Genomic DNA, 20,596 nt, shown 5'->3' with positions numbered 1-20,596 from the left:
TCCCGATGTTCGTCTCGCTCGTTCCGCTCTTGGCGAGATGTTGCCTCAGGGAACACCCATCACGATGCCATCCCCCGAGCCCGCTGCTCGCCAGTTGACCTCGACCGCATTCGAGCGCGCGGTCGCAGCTTCGACGTCGGCAGACGAGCCTTCGGATGCGGCCGAGCTGGGTCGAATCCGGGTGGCATTGCTTCGCGAGCTTTCGTCGTTACCGGACAACTCGGAGTCCGCAAAGGACAACATCGTCGAGGCGATTGCCGAGTTTGCGGTTGAGGCATGGAAGACATCCGCTGGTCTTCGTCAAATCGTCCCGCGTCGAACGATTCTATGGAACGAAGAGCTCGCGCCCAACAAGCTCATCGAAAGGACCATGCTCCTCGCAGATCACGTGCTCTACCCGGACAAATTGTTGCAGGCGCTGAGAGGGTCGTCGACGAATCGAAGGATTCGCGCAGAAGCCACTCGAGAGTTGCAGTTTCAGCATCTGATACGCGCGGGCTATGCCTTGCCCATGCCGGACGGCGTCGCACAGACCACTGGGGTCATGCAGATCGAGGAGGATACGCGAGCGACTCTAGCGAACACCGAACTCGTTCAGTGGGTCAGGTCGCAACTCGTCGTCGAAGGTCCAACCGCCCGTGACGTTTTGTTTGTGAATGCCATAGACGACCTTGAGCGAAATAGTGGCATGTGGTTTCATGGGCGCATCGACCCGAGCCGGACCGATCCGGAGTCGGGAACTTTCGAGTTCAGGACGCTCGGAAAGTATGACCCAACGTTCGATTATTCGCCCTGGATCAGTCAAGTCACTGACGGCGCGGTCGCCAACTACGTGCAGCGAACCGAGCGCAGACTCGCGGTGTCGGATGTTCTTGGAGCTGAGTACGTTGCGGCCTCTCCATTCGAGGCGCGAATGCTTCAGCGCCGTGGTCGAGGTTCCGGAGCGTCAAACGCGACTCTCTGGGCTGATGTACCGGCCCTACGGGATGTGCGAGCCAGGGATCTGGCAAAGATGTTGTCTATGGAAGATGCCGTGGAGGATCTCCGGGCGCAAGTGCGGGCGGCGATGACTGCAGCGCAGGATTTTGGCTCTGAGGTCTCCGCAGTGCAGGCGCTGGCGTCCGATATCGAGCGGTCGTCCCGGACTCTCACGAAGCGCATGGCCACCTACCGTAATTTCAGTGTTGTCGCGCCTGCGGCCGCCGGCGGGCTTGGAGTGGTCGTGGGCGCGGCGGGGGGTGTGTCGGGCGTCGTCGGCGCGGCGCTTGGGCTCGCCGGCGGTCTCAGCCCTGCTATCGGGGAGTACTTGAGCCAGCGCCGGGAAGCGGCCTACCTCTTCACGATGCCGAAACGTAGGCTTCGTTGATCTGCTCGGAGCTGTCGACTCGAAGATAATGAAAACCCGCGGTAGACGGGACGGTTTGGTCGCAGGTGCTCGACGCAGAGGGACCCGCAGCACTTTGGAGGTACGAGTTACTGAATGTCCCCGGTTCCGGCTGTCGCGCACGATAGCATCCGGACGATCTTAGGCCTGTCGGGTTGGCCAGCTCCAGGACCCTGGCGGGGGTCGAGCGCGGGAGACTGGTCAGACGGTCCGCTGCTGATACGTCGCGTAGAGTCGAAGACGGTTACGTCTGACGGTGGGATCTGACCTGACGCGGATGGGTCAGAAGTCCATGTGCATCGGGGCTTCGTCCTCCCAGGGCTCCGGCTTTTCGAGTCTCTTGACCTTGACACGGCGCTTCACTCGATGCTCGGTGACGTCGTCTCTTGAAAGCGTCAACGCGGGCTCATTGGAAGTACGCCGTTTCTCTGTTTCGGTAGGCGGATCCGTTCGGAACTCATGACCTGGGCCAAAGAACAGTGCAACGTTCTTCCCGTTCCCTGCACCGACGTGAGAGGGCCAGGCGATGCCGTCGATGCGAGTTTCTGGGACATATCGCAGGTACTCCGCCACGACCTGAGTCGGTGCGTAGTCAACCAATTGTCTTCCGTCGAGGAGCACGGGTGCCGTGATGTGCTTCGTGAATCGCTCCGCGAACCGCGAGAACAGCCAACGGTTTCGGCTCTCCTCATCGGTCGCAAAGATGCTTGGGAGCGTTGTGAGACTTCGGGTGAAATCGAGGACCTTCAGGTGGCGCTGCGTCACGAATCCACCCATGATCGCCACGTCGTATGGCGAGTGGAGTGCGATTTCGCCAACTGCGGTGTCGACGTCGTCGGCAGCGTAAAACAAGCTGATGCCCTTGCTGTTGAGGCGTCCCGCCTCCGCTTTCTCCGAGGGAGCCGGGCCAAGTCGCGTGCTGGGCTCCGCGGCGATGGCTGCACGATGGTTATCAAGTTCATCCACCATGCGCCCGCGGTACAACTTGGTTCCCCGAGGAACATCGACGAGTAATTCGGACTCGACATAGGTGAGCAACGCGTTGAGAAACTTGGCGAGGCGTGCTGGCGGCTCGTCCTCATGGCCCGGTCTAGCGGACGTCCCGATGAAGACAAATCTCGACTGTGTCTTCACGGTTTCCTGGAAGGCGGCCCAAGACAGCGAGAATCTGTAGTCGTGGTCGTTGTAGCTCCAATATTCGCGGTCGTTGATGGCGTTCGTCAGAGCGAGGAGCACGTCATCCAGGACAGCCTCCTCCAAGGCGTCGCCGGCGATGTCGTACATGACTTCGTTGTTCTCGATTAAGCCCTCAGTGGACCATGGTTCGCCGTCGTAGTACTCGATATAGCCGGGGTCCGAGTACATCCACGATGCCGCTTCCCAGACGTACTGGCCGAGGAGGTCCATCGAAACCGCGAACGGTGTTTCAGCAGCGGGTTTCACTAAACCGCAAAAGCTGCACTCGAACCCGTCTAAATCAGGCAGGAGGCGCTCCCGTAACACGTCGTCGGTGACGTGTCTGATGCATAGCGTTGCGTTGATGCTGCTGAAGCCGTCGGGATACTCCACGATCAGATCATCGCATCGAGCGAAGCTGTTCGTCGAGGGTTAAGAAAGCCGGTGTCGGACGTTCGGAACGCCCTGGGGCAGCTGGGCGATGCTCCGAAACGACGGACCGTCCAACATCCCCAGCGCGTCGACACTGTCTCGCTCGGCCAGTCAAATCACCCTTGGGGATCTCTTAGATGGAAGGGCGTTTCGCTCTCCCGCGTCGGGCGAGGGCTGCGACACGGAGCGTCAGCGCTAACGGATGCGCCTATCTCTCCAGCAAAAGTCGTTCTGATCTGTGCAGATGTGCACTTCAAGGTTCCGTCCCGAGAGCTCTGACAGCACGTGCGAGTGAGGATGGGCGTTGCCCGTGCCACCGTGCGCATTGTGTGCCTGAATAGTTACGCGTCTCACGTTCGGCAATGAGTCCCAGAACTGAGCCGACGAGTCCAGTCGCGAGCCGTGGTGTGGCGCAGACGTGATGCCGACCCTATCGAGCCTGTGAGTCGTGAGAGCGACGCGGAGACCATCAACGTCTTGAGGGCGAAGTAGGCCTGCGTCGCCGGTGCCGAGCCAAGCCGGCGCTATTGGGATGGCGGTCGGGGTGACCGCCAGCGGTAGCCACCCGTTTCGGAAGTGACACCATTCGTACGGCGAAGCCGGGCCCGAGTACACGCAGAGGGAGGAGAGATTGGAGCCGGTTCGAGCGCTTGATCGTCGCGTCGTCCGGGAGAGCCCTCGGTGATGCGCCAGCACGGCATCGTGGAAGTCTTTTCGCAGCATCGCGTCGCCGGCGAGGGCCACAAGCTCGTCGATGGTGCAGTCCGCGACTCCCTTCCCCGTCACGCGTCTCACCGCCGCCTTGACGTTGGCCGCGCCCTCGAGGACAGAGGGGATGACGTATGGCTGAATTTCCCACAGTACCTCGCGCTTAGCGGCACCACCTCGTCGGGCGACCAAGCCCCTCCCCGTCGGTGCAGGTTCGAGGAGGACCTCGTCACCGTCGATGTCCTCCTCAGCATCGGCTGGATCCCGACTGGTCGGAGGGAGGGGGATGGGCTCCCCGTCTGCACGAATCATTGACACCTCGGCACCCGCAAACAGCTCGGTGAGGCGTCCAGTGGGATCAAGGAGCAGGCTGTCGTATGTCCCTGATGCGCCGCCCGCGTCGTCAGACGATGTCATGGCGTAGAGCGCTTCGAGCTTCGACAGCACCGGCGCCCACACCCGGGAGACTCCAATGTGTCGCTTCTTCAGTTCGGCGGCAAGATGGTCGAGCCCATTCACATGGTCGCGGTCAAAATGCGAGATGACGAGAAGGTCGATGGTCGAACCTTCAGGGATATCCCTGAGCATCCTCGCGACCGCGTCGGCAAGAGCCGGCTTGGGGGTTACGCCTCTGCCCGACCCACAATCGTAGATTAGCCGAAGCATCGAGCCCGCGCCCAACGGTCTCCTCGGTGCGCGCAGGTGCCTCCGGAAGAAAAGCGATTGTGAATGGAAGCCGCCGTGGCCCACGCCCCACTGGTTGAGCGTCAATTCATAAGACCCCTGCCACACGACTGGTCCCCCCGGTTCTGTGCTTCGACTTCTGACATACAAGCAGATCACCAATGAAGTCGTTTAACCGGGCCGAGCAGACTCGCTCTGCGCCGCGCGCTACAGCTCCTCATCGCGACGCTGGAGAGGGGACCGCTGCCAATGTCGGTGGCCGCTCGTACACTGAACAAAGCTGCAGTTTGCAGTCAGGCGGACAGTTGTATTGGCGGGTCTGCCGGCCTGGGGGCAGGGGCTCGTGTTCTGGGGAACGCGGACTCACGACAATGACAGATCCTCCGCGGCAAGCCGTTCTTGAACTGGCTGTAACTCAGAAGGAGGAACAAGTAATGACCGATGCACTGCCCACCCGGGGCGCTGTCTTCTGGCCCGTCGGCACCGGTGACAGCACCACACTGGTCATCAGCGAAGAACTCGTCATGCAGATCGACTTGCATGACATGGCGAAAGCTGACTCGGAAAGCTCCCCGGAGCGGCCGGTCGTCGATGAACTCGCCGCGAGCCTGCCCATCCGAGACGGCCGCCCATATCTGGCTGTGTTCGCGCTCACGCACGCAGACAAGGACCACTGCCTCGGATTCGCGGATCTGCTCGAGAAGGTCACCATCGGCGAACTATGGGCAACCCCTCGGTTGTGGCGTGAGTACCTCGACGGCGCAGAGGATGACTTGTGCGAGGACGCGCGAGCATTTCAGGAGGAGGCGGAGCGGCGGGTTGCTGCGGTTCTGTCTGACGTTGCGAACGGTAAGACGCCTGAGAGCGGTGACAGGATCATTGTTTTCGGCTACGACACGGACCACGACAAGCACGCGTACAACGAGCTTCCTACGGAGTTCAAGAGCGGACCCGGCAAGCCTGTCACTGCACTGGACGGCGTCGACTGCAGTGATGTCTTCGAGGCTTTCATTCATGCTCCCTTCGCGGCAGATGCGGCAGCGGCACGCAACGAGACGTCCCTCGCGATGCAGGTGACGCTCCGCGATGAGTCCGGAGTCGATGGGAAACTCTTGCTTTTCGGTGACCTCGCTCACGACACCATCATGAAGATCATGAGCTACAGCGAGGAGCACGAACGCGCGGAGAAGCTGCAGTGGGACCTTCTCCTTGCTCCTCACCACTGCTCGAAGAAGGTGATGTACCTGAAGTCGATTGATGGCTCCGAGCAGCTTCTCGACGATGTGCTCGATAAGTTCGTGGAGCACCAGCGCGATGGCGCCGTTATCGTGTCCAGCAGCCACATCGTGCCGGACGCAGATAACGACGGAGCCAACCCTCCCCACAAGATGGCGGCGGACAGGTATCGCGAGATCGCGGACGAGTTCCTGGTCACCATGGAATGGCTCGACGTCAACGAGCCGTCACCCATCGTCTTCGGCGTCTCCGCCTCCGGAGCCGGCATCGTGCGCGATGAGACAGTCGAGCTGGCCGCATCCGCGAATCTTTCCAAGGAGGCCGCTTTCGCCCACTCGGATTCGAGACTGGCAACAGTGCTCGCGCGCGCAAGCATCCTCGCAGGAGCCGTTGCAGCCTTCGGGACCACGGCTGCGGCCGCCTCGGGTCCTGAGCAGGTGCGTGCGGCAACAGCTCAGGACCGTGGGGGAGAAGATGCGCCGGAGACTGCGGTCGGTTTCGGTCAGTGAACGAGCTCGCAGTCGGACAGATCGAGGCGCTCTCGACCCCCGACGGGCCTATACAGCTGCTGTCCACCTCAGAGAAGGACGGGTGGACGTATCTTGACGTCTCTCTCGACACCCGAGGCATCATGCACGCACCTGGAGGCATTCAGGTACGTGCGCGCGAGCGGTTCACGATCACGGTGCCCGAGGCCTTCCCGTTCGCAGCCCCGAGCGTTTCGTCACGGCACACGCGTTGGGCGGGAACAGCGCACGTGCAGTGGGGAAGGCACCTGTGCCTCTACGCTGCGCCGGCCGTTGAATGGAAACCTGGAGATGGGATCCGCGGTTTCCTGGATCGGCTGACGAGCTGGCTAGAGAACGCCGCCGCAGGAACGCTGGACCCGGAGGGGCAGCCTCTCCATCCTCCTGCCGTCTACCCCACCGCGTCCGCTGGCCACCTCTTGGTCAAGCCCAACCTCGGACACCTCGTGCCCTGGGCGCGCGACGAGCAAGCGCAACGCACCCAGATCTTGTATGCGTGGTGCGTGATGCGGGCTCATCGCAGCGAGGTCGTCGAGTGGCTCACTTGGTTGGAAGCACTCAATCGGATACTAGATGACGACTTCGCGCCACTCGACTCGGATGGTGGCACCTTCTTCCTGGCCACCACAGCGTTGATCTCCGACCAGATTGCGTTTGAGTTTCCTAGCGGAGCGAAGCCGCTCGTTGACGCTCTTGAACTCAGCGGAGTCAGCCGGGAGGACCTCCTTCACGAGCTCTCGAGAGTGCGGCTCGTCAACCGGGTCGTCGAAGACAAGTTGTCGCGCAACGAACAACTGCCGGCCATCGTCATTGTCGGAACGCCGGCACGTCGAATCGATGAGGCCCTTCTTGCTCACTTGAGTGCATGGAGGCTTGACGACACCGGGGCGAAAGTCGCGGACCTCCTCGCCGCCGGCGACTTCGGTGTCATGAAAGACAAGCGGGAGGAGATGTACGAGCTCGGGCGTCTCTGGGTCGAGCATTCGAAGGTCGCCTGGATGCGCGTGTGGGAGGGGCGCTCCGAGGTCACCCGTGCCCGCGATGGCGAGTCGGACTCAGCGTTCCTTCGCGGCAAACGCGTGCTCGTCCTCGGGTCAGGAGCCTTGGGGGCGCCCATCGCTGAACACTGCCTGCGGGCCGGAGTGAGCGAACTGACGGTGGCAGACAATGGTCGCGTGAACCCGGGGATTCTCAGTCGGCAGCCGTACGCAGATGCGGACATCGGTCGATTCAAAGCACAGGTGCTCGCTGAACGCTTGAGCGGGATTCGGGGAGACCTGGTTGTGCAACCGCTCGTCGGCGACGTCGTGGCCAGCCTGTTCTCCGCGACGGCTGAGCAACCTGATGTCGACCTGGTCATCGACGCAACAGCTGATGTGGGAGTGCGCCACGCGATTGAACGCCACCGCATGGTTCGCCGCGAGCAGTGGCCGAACCTGCTCAGTGTGATGATTGGTCACGACGCGAAGAACGGGATCGGAACGGTGGCCAGGCGAGGTGTTTCGGGTGGGCCGGTAGACATCCTTCGCCGGGTTGCCATCGAGGCTATCGCCTCGCCCAGCCTCGACGACATCGCCGACGACTTCTTCCCGCGCGAGTCGCGCACCGCGCTCTTCTTCCCCGAGCCCGGGTGCTCGTCACCGACGTTCATCGGATCGCACGCTGACGTCAGCGCACTTGCGGGCATGCTCCTAAACGAGGCCCTCGCAGCGCTCGCGGAGCACTCCGATGAGATGTCTGCAGTACTCGTGCGTCGCTCGAGCCGAACGAGACCTGCTGTGGACATGCGGACGTGGGCGTCGGATCTGATACTGCCGGATAGTAACTCCGGAGCTTACGAGATTCGGATGTCTCGGCATGCCCTCGCTGACATGCGCACGGAAGCTCGTCGTGGGCGGCGGCTTCGAGGCCAGCGCGTCGAAACCGGCGGGATGATGCTCGGAGCGTTCGATGACGCGTGCCTCATCCTTCACGTCGACCGTGCGATCGGCCCGCCGCCTGACAGCACTCTGTCGGCCAAGTTCTTCGACCACGGGATCGTCGGCACCCAGGAGCTGGTTGACCACCGCCGCGAGGCAACGCACAACCGACAGAGTTTCGTCGGGCTCTGGCACTCGCACCCGCACGGTGTCGCGCACCCGTCCATCACGGACGACGAGGGGATGTGGCGCCTGGTCAATCGGGAGCGCGTCGGCAAGAAAGCCCTCATGGTCATCGTCGGAGGTCAGTCCTGGGAACGGTGGCTCGACGATGACGTGGAGCCGTCGATATACGCGCGCCTCTCCACGCTGAGTGGACAACACCCGGAAATGCCGATGATGTTCGGCGCTGGTTCTCACGGTGCGGATAGAGCCTTTCCGGGGGGCTTCGCGTATCCACCGGGATTCCACTCAGTTCCTGGAGCAACATCGTGACCGCCACGTCGAGACGGATCGGACTTGCGCTATCTGGCGGAGGTTTCCGGGCGATGGCTTTCGGGCTCGGTGCGATGCGCGCGCTCCACGACCAGGACTTGCTGAGCTCCGTGCGGGTGGTGTCCGGGATCAGCGGTGGGAGCGTGCTCGCTGCGATGTGGGCGTACGGGCCGCGCGACTTCGACGCGTTCGATTTGAACGTTCGTCAGCTTCTTCGGAAGGGTCTGCAGGCCGAGCTCGTGCGACGCGCGTTCAATCCTGCCGCCATAGCACGCTCGACCGCGGCGTCGGTGGAAGGTGCGTGGCTGGGAAGGCCTCGTGGCTTTTCGAGGACAGAGGCCCTGGCCAGGGCGCTACGCGGACGAGGGCTTGACGTTCCGATGAACGCGGTCAACCGTACCGACCTCGACACCGTCATCACGGCAACGGACCTCAGCCGCGGACAGGCGGTGCGATTCGGCAGCAAGGTGAGTTCGAGCTGGTCGTTGGGCCGCATCACCGACAAGGTCACGGTGGCGGATGCGGTGGCCGCGTCTGCGGCGTTCCCGCTGTTGCTGCCGGCGCTGGTCCGGCATTACGAGTTCGAGTACCGCGACGGAACGAAGACCCGGACGAAGCTCGCCCTCACGGACGGAGGGGTCTACGACAACCTCGGAGTGACGCCTCTGTTGCCCGGACGTTCGACGGATCACACCGCGCACGTCTACGACCTGGACGCCATCATCGTCGTCGACTCCGGGCGGGGACAGTACCGTCGCAACCCAGCCAGCTACCTCCCGGGCCGGGCGGCACAGACGTTTGGCATCGCCCACGGGCGGGCGCAAGACGGGACGCGTAGCCGTCTCCACCACCACGCTGCAGAGCTCAACGGAATGCTGCACATCTACTTGGGGACGAACGACCGGAAGCTTCCGCCGATCGCTGATCTGGTTCCGCGGGAGACCATCGCGCATTACCCCACAAACTTCGCGAAGATGCCTGCGGACAAGCTTGAGGCGCTCTCCGTGCGTGCAGAGCAGATCACGAGGACCCTGGCAGCCGAGTATCTGCGATAGAGCAAAACTGCGGCTGCGTGGTTGCTTGTCGGTGATAGCTTCACTTGCCGCCAGGTCAATCCTTTGACTCGAAAACCGCGGTCGACGGATGCCGCGCCGCGAAGGGAGAGAACTGTCCGACCGTGAATCGCGAGGCAAGCGTGTCTGCCGAGCAGCCAGGTTGCGTCCGCCACGCGGGCGAACGAACCGAGATCTCGCTCGTCACGCCGAACGGCACGTGCAGCTGCCGGGGCGTCTCGCGTCTTCACCATCCACCACGGCGCCTGCATGAGATTCGCTTCGAGATTCACACCGTGACTCTTGGTCTGCTTGACGTGCGCACCGGTGTGAGTGATCCTTTCAAGCCTCGTCAGAAGCGACCGGTGCGCATCGGTGACCACGAACCGGACGACCCGCCTACCTCTCGCTGCTGAGCAGGCTCGAGATCGAGGTGGCGGAAGCGGCGACAGAGTTCGCGGCGGCCGCGAACCTTCGGCTCACGGTCGAGGCAACTCACGCTGGCAGGGCTCTCTGCAGCCTGTGGCTGTCCTCGGCGACGCTTGCCGTCTTTCGGGACGGTGAACAAGACGACCGACACGATGTCTGCCGCAGCTTCGTGGAATCCCTCTTCGCGGCGAGACCCAGCGCGCTGGCGGAAATCGCAAGAACCCGGCCGAGCTGTCTCCTGGCTGGCCGAACACTCGGTCCGAGAACATCGCCGCCGAGATCGCGCGCGGCATCACTCTCCATGTACGCGACGCTGTCGCACGGATCGTGGCCACGGAGCTCGCGGCATCCGCCGGCGTGACGCTCGAGGAGATCCGGGCTGTTCTCGACGGAACCGCGTGGCCGAACGTCGTCTTCATTGTCCGCGTTGAGCGCGCCTTAGGACGACAGATCTGCCCGCGGCTGTAGATCAGTCGAACGTTCGGACTGTGACGGAAGTGAGGCCGGGTGTCGAGCAGCGACGGCGCGACGCCCGTTCTCCGTAGCGGTGATGAGGCGGCGGCGTGCATCCTCCTCATCGACGGTATAGGTCAGAAGGCCGAGCCGAGCCAGCGGCTGGATCTAGACCCTCCAGGGACGGCCGGGGTGCGATTCGGGCCGGATGCTATCCGCGTCGATGCGAACCTTCTCCGCTCCACGCGCACGGCCGCGGGCATCGAGTGCTGGGTGTGGGGGAGCGAGTGTTCCGGTGGTGGGTGTGGGGGAGCGCGGTCGAGCTGGCTAGGGATGTTTGAAAGGGTGGGGCACCGCCCGAGGCGAACATCGTGGCGGGGGCTGGGCCTTGTGCAGCCACCATCGCGATCCTTCGTCAGACACGGTGCGAGGTTGGAGCGGTGTGGCGGTCGAAGGGATGGCTACAGTGAGCACGTGACTGAATCGCAGCCGTGGTCTGATGACCCCGTCCACAGCTCAGACCAAGACCAATTTGGCCGGTCGCCGTTCGCCGCGCTCGTAGCAGAGACCATCGACGCGGTCCGCCTGGGAAGTGCCTCGACAGTGTTCGGACTGGTCGGACCCTGGGGAAGCGGGAAGTCCTCCGTCGCGGCAATGGTCCGGGAAGCGCTGCCGAGTACTTGGATTACGACGTCATTCACCCCGTGGTCCGCTTCGGGCACCGCGGAGTTGCAACTCGAATTCGTGGCCGTTCTCGACAAAGCACTTGGGGGTGCGCTACAAGACAAGAAGCGGGCCAAGCGAGAATTGAAGCGGTATGTGGATCTGCTGAGTCCGCTTGTCGCTGTCGCCGGGGGCTCAGGTTTGGCTCGCCTTGTCGGAACGGCAGCGAGCAACCTCACCAACCGAAAACCCTGGTCTGAGGAGTTCGGGGCGTTGTCCCAGTCTTTAGAGGCGATGGAGCAGCGCGTCCTTATCGTGTGCGACGACATCGACCGGCTCGACGCCCCCGAGCTGTTGCAGTTCCTGAAGGTAGTGCGACTGCTTGGGCGATTCCCCAACATTCACTATCTGGTCGCGTACGACGCGGACACGGTAGAAGATCTGCTCGCTGCGGAAGGCATCAGCGGACGCACAAGCTCCTTCATGGAAAAGATTGTTCAGCATCCATTTGAGCTTCCGCAGATAGATGTCGCGAGGCGCTGGCACCATCTATCGGAGACGTTAAACCGTGCGCTCGGGGACCATGAGATCTCGCTGGGCGAAGAGGGAATCTCTCGGTATCGGTTGCTCGTCGATAGGCTCGCAGCCGCCCTCAAGACCCCGCGCCAGATTGCTCGGTACGAACAACATCTGCGAGCCGTTGCGAAGCTCATCCCCGGGGAGGTAGACATGCTCGACTTCGCTGCGCTCGCCTACCTCCGGCTGAATCACCACGAGGTATACGAGGCGCTATCAGACTGGGCTCCGAAGCTGCGCGCTGGATTGAGCTCCGACTCCACCGATGCGGTTCATGAGATTGAGAAGTGGAACCGGGAGATCCGCGACATCTCTAGGCGCAAGGACGTCGCGGGCGTGTGGCCCATACTCGTTTTCCTTTTCCCGAGTCTCGACTCCGCCCAGCCGATGTCATTGCATCCGCAAGCGCTCGCGGATCCCGTGTATGAAGAGCGCTACTTCAGCCTCGGCATCCCGAGCAATGACTTATCCGATGTGCTGGGTCGTCGAGCACTCCGGTCGTTGCTTGAGCAAGCGGAAGATCAGATTGCCGAAAGTCAAGTGTTGACTCAGATTAAGAGCGTTGAACTCGTTGCCGTTCGGGTGTTCCTGAACAGACTCTGGCAACAACGCACCGAGATGGGGGACACTCAACAGGTCTCGCGTCTGGTCAGCTTCCTTCAGGCGTTGCAGATAGCTTTTGAACCGACGCGCGGAGACTCCGATTCCCCGGTTGACTTGATTTTCGAGTGGCTGGGGAGGGAGGTCCTTCGGGGGTACTCTTCTGGTGAGTTCAATCGTGTGCAACTCCTTGAGCGGTTCGGAGAGGGGGATGCACTCAAGGTTGTCATGCGAGCTATCTCAGTGCCGGGCGCGAGCAAGGACGCACGGAAGGCCCGATTGTTGGCCGACTTCGCGCAATTCTCCTCCGACTCACTCGCGCGGCCAGGTGCGCTCGTCGTCGACAGTCCCGAGATGCTCCGTGCGAAGATCGCATTGCAGGTTCGGGCGGCTGGACACGATGCGATGCGGAATGCTTTCGATGATCTTGTTGATGGTGATCTTGAAGCGTTCTTGGCGCTAGCAACTGCCATGGTGACGACAGAAGCTTGGTACAGCAGCAACGGGTCCCGAACGGAACTTGCTTTTGATCCGGAGACTTGGATGCTCCTGGTCTCGAATAACGTTCGAACCCGGATGACTGCGCAGATGCCGGCTGAGGCCGACGAGGTTCGTATCGACGATATGGATCTTTCTGACTCCAATCGGCGGCGTTATGCCATGCAAACCCTGCGCGCGATGGGGAAGTCGGCGGCCGGTGAGGCGTGAGGGCGATGCGTCCGCCGATGTGAATCGTTCACGAACTTATTGAGTCGTCTGCGTCGGGCGGGTCTGCGGGCTCGCGGTTTGCGGATGCGGTGGCATCGCGTTCAGTGTTGCCGAACTCCTCAGCAATGAGCTTCCACGTCATCCACCAGGCATAGAACGGGTACGGCGACTGTTCGTCGCGGTCTGAGAGCAGTCCGTGCGCCGACTGATTCCTCAGGTTTGCCCCGCCGTTGCCGCCGAATATCGCGCGGATCTCGAACGCCTCGTTATGCCCGAAGATCGACTCCATCTTGTCCGACTCGACCAACGTGGCGAGCGGGGCGGAGAATGCCCGCCTTGTCGGAGGAACATCATCGTCGGTCGAATGACGAGGAGCATTCCACTCGAAGCAGATCTGGATCGTAACCTCGTTGAACGTCCTCAGACAGAGCGCCCGCCAACCGTAGGCCGGGTTCGCGACGAAATCACAAAACCCACTCCGTTGTGATCAGTAGTTGCATCTAATGCAACTCCAGTGAGTGGATATCCGATAATGCACATTATGTCAGATTGCGGGAAACCGGCCTATCCCCGATCACCGAAGATCTGCTGTGCGCGGGCCACGATGTCGTCGAGACGGGATTGCAGGTAGGGACCGGGGCACTCGGTCCCCGACCAGGCTTCGCGATGAGAGATGACGTGGGCTCGGTCGATCGTGAACGACACCGGCACGCCGTCCAGACTCTTGCCGTCGAAGGTCGCAAGCCACGCGATCATCTGCGCGAGTTCTTCGAGTTGCGCCTCCGTCACCGCGTACTCAGGTGCCCCGCTGGCGTTGAGAGTCTCCACCGCGACGGACCGCCAGTTCCAGTCAGCGCCGGTTGCGGACGGTTTCGCGGACGGACGAATCAACTCGATGACGGAACCGTCGTTGCGTAGGTAGAAGGTCGGTGCGGATGATCGCTTGTTGCAGCGGGACAGGAAGTCCAACTGGTCCGCGGTCGTCCCGGTGTGGTGGATGATGAACCGGTCGATGACCGGTCTCACCACGTGGCCGTCGCTTCCCGCGGTGTCGCGGTTGGCCCGGTTCGTGGGATTCGCACAGTCCGTGAACCCGAGAGGCGCCTCGAGGCCGCGAACCGCCCGCTCGTAGACAGGGTCGTACTCCGGCAGCCCTCGCGGATTGTCCGGGTCCACTGCCGGCGTCGCATCGTCGGGGCCCTCAGCAGTCGTGGTGAGCCAGATCCCCACTGCGGTCACGGCCGCCCCCGCGCCGGCAGCGATGAGAAACCGCCTTCGGGTATGCGCCTCCGGGCGCACAGCAGGCTCGGGCGGGTGAGAGTGCGGCATCTGCCCATTCAACACGGCCAGCCGTCACCAGGCGTGATGATCACCGATCTACCCGCCGCGGGTTGCGAGAATGGTTCGATGGCTGACACCGGCAGTGACTCCACCCGTCTCGTCATCTTGCGCGGCGATGCGGCGTCGGGCAAGACGACGACGGCGACGGCGCTGCGGCCGGAGCTCGGTGTGCGGGTGGCTCTCATCTCGCAGGATCACTTTCGCCGGGAGCTGCTGCACGATCCCGATCGGCTGAGGCGGTCCAGGGATGCCAGCGTCCTGATCGTCGGCGCTGCCAGACAGGCACTCGACCTCGGATACGACGTGATTCTCGATGGGGTCTTCAACCTGCGCGACTACTCCGACGTCTTCGAGAGCTTGTATCGCGACCACCGCGGGACGACGTGCATCTACCAGTTCGACGTCGGTCTCGACGAGACGATCCGGCGCCACGCGGGGAGGCCGCTCGCGAACGACTTCGGTGAGGACAGGATCCGCGGATGGCACGACGGGTGGCAACCACTCCCCTGGTTCGATGAGCGGCGGGTCGGACCGGAGACGACTACCGAAGAACTCGTGAAGATCATCGTGGAAGACCTCGGCGGCGGCATGCCCGTGTGATTGCGCCACACACGATCACCGGACAGTGAGGCGACCGAGATCGACGAGTCCCGCCCGCCTGCGCTGCCGCGGTCTCAGCTGGCTGTAGACGAGCATGTCCCTGCGCTCATCACCGATCGTCTGCCGCGTTCCCGGAGGAGTAGCGTTGGGGAGGTGCAGCAGGTCTCCCACTCCCCCGTCTCGACACCGGGGTGGCGAGCATGGCTGATCTGGTCCGTCGGAGTCGCGGCATATGTGCTCGCGATCACGAACCGCACATCTCTCGGCGCCGTGGGCGTCGAAGCGGCGGACCGGTTCCAAGCGGATGCGTCGACGCTGGCGCTGTTCGCCGTGGTGCAGCTCGCCGTCTACGGCGGCATGCAGATCCCCGTCGGTATTCTGCTGGATCGCTTCGGGTCGCGTCCGATCATGACGATCGGCATGTTGCTCATGGCCGCGGGGCAGTTGACCATGGCGCTCTCCCCCAGCATCGGCGTCGCGATCTTCGCACGCGTGCTGCTCGGCGCAGGCGACGCCGCGATCTTCCCCGCTGTGCTGCGTCTGGTGGCGACCTGGTTTCCTGCGCAACGAGGGCCGATCATGGTCCAGTTCACCGGCATCATCGGCCAGACCGGCCAGCTGATCGCCCTGGTTCCCGTCGCTGCACTCCTGCACGCCACCAGCTGGAGCATCACCTTCGGCAGCATCGCCGGCCTCGGCGTGCTCTTCACGATCCTCGTCGCCTTGGTCATCCGCAACCATCCCGCAGAGCGCGGTGCCGACGTGACAGTGAACACCGATACCGGCGTCATCCGCGTCGTCACCTCCGCGATAGATACCGGAGTCGGCATACGCGCAGCCTGGGCGCACCCGGGAACGCGTCTCGCGTTCTGGTCGCACTTCACCACGCCGTTCGCGGGCACCGCGTTCGTCCTCCTCTGGGGTATGCCGTTCCTCACCGCTGCGGAGGGACTCGATACCGCGCACGCCGCAGGCATCATCTCGGTATATGTCATTGCAGGCATGCTTCTCGGACCGATCATCGGCGATCTCTCCCGCCGGCTGCCGAATCACCGCTCCCTCGCTCTCGTGCTCCCCGCCGTCGGAGTGCAGATGGTCGCCTGGATCGCCGTCATCGCCCTGCCAGGCACCGCACCGAGCTGGCTCCTCTACGTACTGGCCATCGCGCTCGCGACCGGCGGACCCGCATCGATGATCGCCTTCGATCACGCGCGCACACACAACCCGTCCCACAGGCTCAGCACGGCAACCGGGGTGACGAACGCCGGCGGCTTCATCGCCGCACTCATCGCCATCTTCCTGATCGGACTCGCCCTCGACCTCCAGGGCGCCGGCACTCCCGAGACCTATTCGCTGGATGCCTTCCGGATCGCGTTCCTCATGCCGATCCCCCTCTGGATCATCGGCACCGTGTTCATCCTCATCGAACGCAAGCGGACGCGGATCCGCATGGGTCTGGATCCCGAACGGCGGCGCTGAACCTCAATCCGCACAGCGTTTCCCGCTAAGTGGCTCGAAATCTGCGCGCGGAGTCCGGTGCGGTCACGGCGGCGCTGACGACGGTGAGATCAACGACCGCGCGGGGTCCACCCAGAGGGAAGCGGCCCCTCCTGCACGGCTCGCTCCCGGTCGGCCCGTGCGGACCAGCCCTGTGCACGGTCGACCGTGTCGAACGCACCACGAGCCAGTCGAAGACCGACATCCTCATGATGCATGCGCGGTGCTCCCCCACGGCGGACAGATGCGCGCACGCTCCAGGCGTCGTCGGCGAACCCGCCGCCACGGAACACGCGGTAGTCGTCGTAGCGGGCGGGGTCCAACAGGTCCCAGCACCATTCCCAGACGTTGCCGAGCGTGTCGAAGAGACCGTGGAGGTTCGGCAGTTTGCCGCCGATGTCCTGCGGCGACGAGACGCCGTCCGCGCTCGTCCACGCGGCGTCGGCCAGAGGCGCATAGTGCGGTCCGGTGGAACCGGCCCGGCACGCGAACTCCCACTCCGCTTCGGTCGGCAATCGGTACCCGTCTGCGGTCGTGTCCCAGGAGACGTCCTCACCATCGAACAGGTAGACCCGATCCAGGCCCTCCCACTCGGATGCGGCGTTGCAGAAGTGGATGGCCCGCAGCCAGCTCAGGTCGGATGCGGGGCGACGAGGGTGGCGCACCGGGATGCCCAGCACCTCTGCGAGCTGCTCCTCCGTCACCGGATACACACCGATCTCGAAAGGCTCCAGAGCGACCACGCGCTGCTCCTCGCGACGTGCGTCCCGCAGTGTCAGCACGCCGGCGGGGATGCGGGCGAACTCGAAGTCGCTCACCGGTCCCCCGCGTCCAAGCGTCGGACTCGATTCACGAGGGCACTCGCTCTACCCAGGACGGGAACTTGGCCGTGCGACCGTCGCCGGAGGATGTGCGGGTCACGCGCCGACGGACCCAGGGGCCCACGAACTCCCGATAGTAGGCGAGCCCCGACGGCCCCGCACCGAGGCGATCGCTCGGCGCCCACCAAGTCTCCGGCGGCTCGAAGCCGAGAGCATGCAGCACCCGAGCCGCCACACGGTGATGGCCCGCCGCGTTCATGTGCAGCCGGTCGTCCGCCCAGTAGGCGCCACGGGAGAGCTCACGATCCGGCCAGTTGAATGCACGGACCACATCGGGGCGCTCTTCGATCCGTCGAAGCACGGCATCAGAGAGGAGATCTCCGCGCCGTTGAACGAGGGATCCCATCGGAAGCTGTCCACTCGGGTTCGCCCCGGAGAGCAGGATCATGGTCACCCCCTCCTCGTCGCACCGGCGCAGCACGCGGCTGAACGCATCGGCGATGTGCTCGACATCGGTGCGTGGGCGAAGCATGTCGTTGCCTCCGCCGTTGAAGGAGAGATGTGTCGGCCTCAGCGCGAGCGCGGGCTCGAGCTGCTGCTCGACGATCGGCCAGGCGAGCTTGCCTCTGATCGCGAGGTTGGCGTACTGGATCGAGTGTCCTGCGGCATCCGCCCACCCTTGAGCCGCGAGATCCGCCCAGCCGCGCTCACGCCCATCCGGGAGGACATCGCCGACCCCCTCGGTGAAGGAATCGCCGATCGCCACGAACCGCACATCTGCCATCGTCCCAGCCTATTGCGGCAGACGAGAGCAGGCGTCAACGATCGTCGAGCGCCTGCCCGCCGCGGTCGACGAGCCCCCATGCTGCGGCCGCAGCACCGAGGAAGCACACCCCGAACACCGCGAACAGCAGCGGCGCTCCACCGGCGAGCAGCAGCACCGGAACGGAGAGCGGCGCCACGATCGATGCGATGCGACCCACTCCTGCCGCCCAACCGGCGCCCGTTCCCCGCAGCGAGGTGGGATAGATCTCGGGGGTCACGGCGTACAGGGCTCCCCAGGCACCCAGGTTGAAGAACGACAGAGCCATGCCCGCGGCGATGATGGCGCCCTCGGTCGTCGCCGTGCCGAAGACCACTGCAGACACCGCAGAACCGAGCAGGAACACCGACAGCGTCAGCCGACGCCCCCACACCTCGATCAGCCACGCCGCGACAGCATAGCCCGGCAGCTGGGCCAGCGTGATGATGAGGGTGAAACCGAACGAACGCACCAGATCGAACCCGGCATCCACGAGGATGCTCGGTATCCAGATGAACGCCCCGTAGTAGGCGAAGTTCACGCCCAACCACACCATCCACAGGCACAGTGTGCGCACTCGGAACTCCGGGTTCCAGAGCGTTGCCAGCCGCGCGCGTGCGGTGACCGCGATCGCACGTGATGCCGGCTCCTTGCGGATAGCGGGGGCACCGCCCAGCCCGGCATCGGCCTCGAACGCCGAGACGATGCGGTCTGCTTCCGCGATGCGTCCTCGCGAGGCGAGCCAGCGGGGCGATTCCGGCATCCGCCACCGGACGAAGAGTGCGTACACGGCGGGGATCGCGCCGAGCGCGAAGGCCCAGCGCCACCCGTCATCGGAGGCCGGTATGACGAGGAAGCCGATCACCGCGGCCGCGGTCCATCCGAGTGCCCAGAAGGCTTCCAGCACCACGATCAGCCGGCCGCGGATCCGGGCCGGAGCGAACTCGCTCACATACGTCGAAGCGACCGGGAGCTCGGCGCCGAGACCGAGACCGACCAGGAAGCGCAGAACGAGCAGTGCCGCGAGACCTCCGACGAGCGCGCTGGCACCGGTCGCGATGCCGTACACGAGCAGCGTGAGCGCGAACACCTGCCGTCGTCCGAAACGATCCGCCAGCAGACCACCGAGCGTCGCGCCGATGGCCATGCCGATGAACCCGACCGAGGCGATCCAACCGGCTTCGCCCTTCGTCAGCCCCCACTGCTGCGTGAGAGCGGCGAGGATGAAGGAGATCAGACCGACATCCATCGCGTCCAAAGCCCAGCCGAGCCCCGACCCCGTCAGGAGGCGCAGGTGGCGACGGGTGAACGGCAGGACGTCCAGGCGCTCGGCCAGAGATGAGCGGCTCGGCAAGGCGGTATTGGCCATGCTCTTCATCGTAGAGCCGAGCGCCCGACGTCCCGCGCCCGATGACGTCAGTCCTGAGCGTCGAGGATCCGCTTCACCCGCGGGATCACCTCGGTGCCGTACAGCTCGATGCTGCGCATCATCGACTCGTGCGACAGGGTGCCTGTGGCGTACTTCAAGTCGAACCGGCCGAGTCCCAGCGTCGTGATCGTGTCGGCGATCTTCGCCGCGACGCGATCCGGCGAGCCCGCGTAGATCGCTCCTTCAGGACCGATGTCGTTCTGGAAGCGCGCACGGCTGTATGCCGGCCATCCGCGCTCACGTCCGATCGTGTTGTTCATGGCCTCGAAACCGGAGTAGGCGGCGTCCCAGGCCTCCGCATCCGTCTCGGCGATATGGCCGGGCGAATGCACCGAGACGGGGTGCGACGTCGTGCCGAAGGAGGCCACGGAGCGGTGGTACAGGTCGACGAAGGGCTTGAACCGCTCCGCTGATCCCCCGATGATCGCGAGCATCAGGCCGAGGCCATGGCGTGCGACACGGACGACCGACTCAGGGCTGCCCCCCACACCGACCCAGGTGCGCAGACCCTTCTCGGTCTTCGGGAACACGTTCGCATTCTCGAGCGAAGCGCGCATGGTGCCCGACCACGTCACCGGCTCCTCCTTGAGGAGCTCGACGAACAGCTCGAGCTTCTGCTCGAAGAGTGCGTCGTAGTCGCGGAGGTAATAGCCGAACAACGGGAACGACTCGATGAAGGAGCCGCGGCCGAGAACCACCTCGGCACGACCGTTCGAGAGAGCATCCAACGTCGAGAACCGCTCGAAAACGCGCACAGGGTCGTCGGACGAGAGCACCGTCACCGCCGTGCCCAAACGGATGTGCGTGGTGCGGGCCGCGATAGCGGCCAGCACCATCTCCGGGGCAGAGACCGCGAACTCCGCGCGGTGGTGCTCCCCCACCCCGAAGAAGTCCACACCGACCGTGTCGGCCAGCTCTGCCTGCGCGACGATGTTGCGGATCGTCTGCGCGCCGGTGAGGAGCTCTCCGTCCGCGTTCCTGGTGATGTCGCCGAACGTGTCCAACCCGAATTCGATGCCCATGTCATCCCTTCCTATTCAGATGAATGAACACGCCTCGGCCGG

The 20,596-nt window shown here is 63.9% G+C and carries 15 protein-coding genes; 7 read left to right on the top strand and 8 right to left on the bottom strand.

All coding sequences use genetic code 11. From position 1 onward, the window contains the following. The first annotated feature begins 94 nt into the window (after positions 1-94). Positions 95-1,366, top strand: a complete 1,272-nt coding sequence (locus ASC55_RS02420; RefSeq protein ID WP_157559401.1) for a hypothetical protein — start codon at positions 95-97, stop codon at positions 1,364-1,366. 300 nt (positions 1,367-1,666) lie between these two features. On the opposite strand, the gene ASC55_RS02415 is transcribed toward ASC55_RS02420, so the two are convergent. Together ASC55_RS02415 and ASC55_RS17450 are read right to left on the bottom strand one after the other, a co-directional pair. Then, positions 1,667-2,953, bottom strand: a complete 1,287-nt coding sequence (locus ASC55_RS02415; RefSeq protein ID WP_055872532.1) for an RES domain-containing protein — start codon at positions 2,951-2,953, stop codon at positions 1,667-1,669. A 234-nt stretch (positions 2,954-3,187) separates the two neighbouring features. Continuing rightward, the gene (locus ASC55_RS17450) at positions 3,188-4,471 is read right to left on the bottom strand and encodes a hypothetical protein (RefSeq protein ID WP_157559400.1); all 1,284 of its coding nucleotides are present in this window, start codon (positions 4,469-4,471) and stop codon (positions 3,188-3,190) included. Positions 4,472-4,818: 347 nt separating this feature from the next. Here ASC55_RS17450 and ASC55_RS02405 point away from each other — a divergent pair, with 347 nt between their 5' ends. The 4 genes from ASC55_RS02405 to ASC55_RS17225 all read left to right on the top strand — a co-directional run bounded on the left by ASC55_RS02405 (position 4,819) and on the right by ASC55_RS17225 (position 13,042). Beyond that, entirely contained in the window at positions 4,819-6,129 is a 1,311-nt protein-coding gene (locus ASC55_RS02405) for a hypothetical protein (RefSeq protein WP_055872530.1), read from the top strand. Next, positions 6,126-8,561, top strand: a complete 2,436-nt coding sequence (locus ASC55_RS02400; RefSeq protein ID WP_055872529.1) for a ThiF family adenylyltransferase — start codon at positions 6,126-6,128, stop codon at positions 8,559-8,561. Before ASC55_RS02405 ends, ASC55_RS02400 begins: the two co-directional genes overlap by 4 nt. After that, the gene (locus ASC55_RS02395) at positions 8,558-9,616 is read left to right on the top strand and encodes a patatin-like phospholipase family protein (RefSeq protein WP_268775613.1); all 1,059 of its coding nucleotides are present in this window, start codon (positions 8,558-8,560) and stop codon (positions 9,614-9,616) included. Before ASC55_RS02400 ends, ASC55_RS02395 begins: the two co-directional genes overlap by 4 nt. Positions 9,617-10,969: 1,353 nt before the next feature. Further along, positions 10,970-13,042 (top strand): KAP family P-loop NTPase fold protein, encoded by a 2,073-nt coding sequence (locus ASC55_RS17225; protein ID WP_162243035.1) that lies wholly within the window; start codon positions 10,970-10,972, stop codon positions 13,040-13,042. Positions 13,043-13,070: 28 nt separating this feature from the next. Here ASC55_RS17225 and ASC55_RS02385 read toward each other — a convergent pair whose 3' ends face one another. Next, positions 13,071-13,436, bottom strand: coding sequence for a DUF4209 domain-containing protein (locus ASC55_RS02385; protein ID WP_268775888.1), 366 nt, complete (start codon positions 13,434-13,436; stop codon positions 13,071-13,073). A 170-nt stretch (positions 13,437-13,606) separates the two neighbouring features. Continuing rightward, positions 13,607-14,281: a peptidoglycan recognition protein family protein gene (locus ASC55_RS02380; protein ID WP_055872525.1), complete on the bottom strand. Its 675-nt coding sequence runs from the start codon at positions 14,279-14,281 to the stop codon at positions 13,607-13,609. Between the two features lie 168 nt (positions 14,282-14,449). On the opposite strand from ASC55_RS02380, the gene ASC55_RS02375 reads away from it, so the two are divergent. Both ASC55_RS02375 and ASC55_RS02370 read left to right on the top strand, forming a co-directional pair. Beyond that, positions 14,450-14,983, top strand: coding sequence for an AAA family ATPase (locus tag ASC55_RS02375; protein WP_055872524.1), 534 nt, complete (start codon positions 14,450-14,452; stop codon positions 14,981-14,983). A 153-nt stretch (positions 14,984-15,136) separates the two neighbouring features. Next, the gene (locus ASC55_RS02370; protein ID WP_055868225.1) at positions 15,137-16,462 is read left to right on the top strand and encodes an MFS transporter; all 1,326 of its coding nucleotides are present in this window, start codon (positions 15,137-15,139) and stop codon (positions 16,460-16,462) included. Positions 16,463-16,551: 89 nt separating this feature from the next. On the opposite strand, the gene ASC55_RS02365 is transcribed toward ASC55_RS02370, so the two are convergent. The 4 genes from ASC55_RS02365 to ASC55_RS02350 are packed head-to-tail and all read right to left on the bottom strand — an operon-like array spanning position 16,552 to position 20,554. Then, the gene (locus tag ASC55_RS02365; RefSeq protein WP_055872523.1) at positions 16,552-17,298 is read right to left on the bottom strand and encodes a formylglycine-generating enzyme family protein; all 747 of its coding nucleotides are present in this window, start codon (positions 17,296-17,298) and stop codon (positions 16,552-16,554) included. Positions 17,299-17,329: 31 nt separating this feature from the next. Continuing rightward, positions 17,330-18,085, bottom strand: coding sequence for an SGNH/GDSL hydrolase family protein (locus tag ASC55_RS02360; protein ID WP_200935131.1), 756 nt, complete (start codon positions 18,083-18,085; stop codon positions 17,330-17,332). A 34-nt stretch (positions 18,086-18,119) separates the two neighbouring features. Further along, entirely contained in the window at positions 18,120-19,472 is a 1,353-nt protein-coding gene (locus tag ASC55_RS02355) for an MFS transporter (RefSeq protein WP_055872522.1), read from the bottom strand. A 47-nt stretch (positions 19,473-19,519) separates the two neighbouring features. Further along, a complete protein-coding gene (locus tag ASC55_RS02350) occupies positions 19,520-20,554 on the bottom strand; it encodes an LLM class flavin-dependent oxidoreductase (protein WP_055872521.1) in 1,035 nt (344 codons plus the stop codon). Between the last annotated feature and the right edge of the window lie 42 nt (positions 20,555-20,596).

The organism is Microbacterium sp. Root322, from assembly GCF_001425645.1.
Classification (GTDB): domain Bacteria; phylum Actinomycetota; class Actinomycetes; order Actinomycetales; family Microbacteriaceae; genus Microbacterium; species Microbacterium maritypicum.
This window is presented reverse-complemented; position numbering and strand designations above follow the sequence as displayed.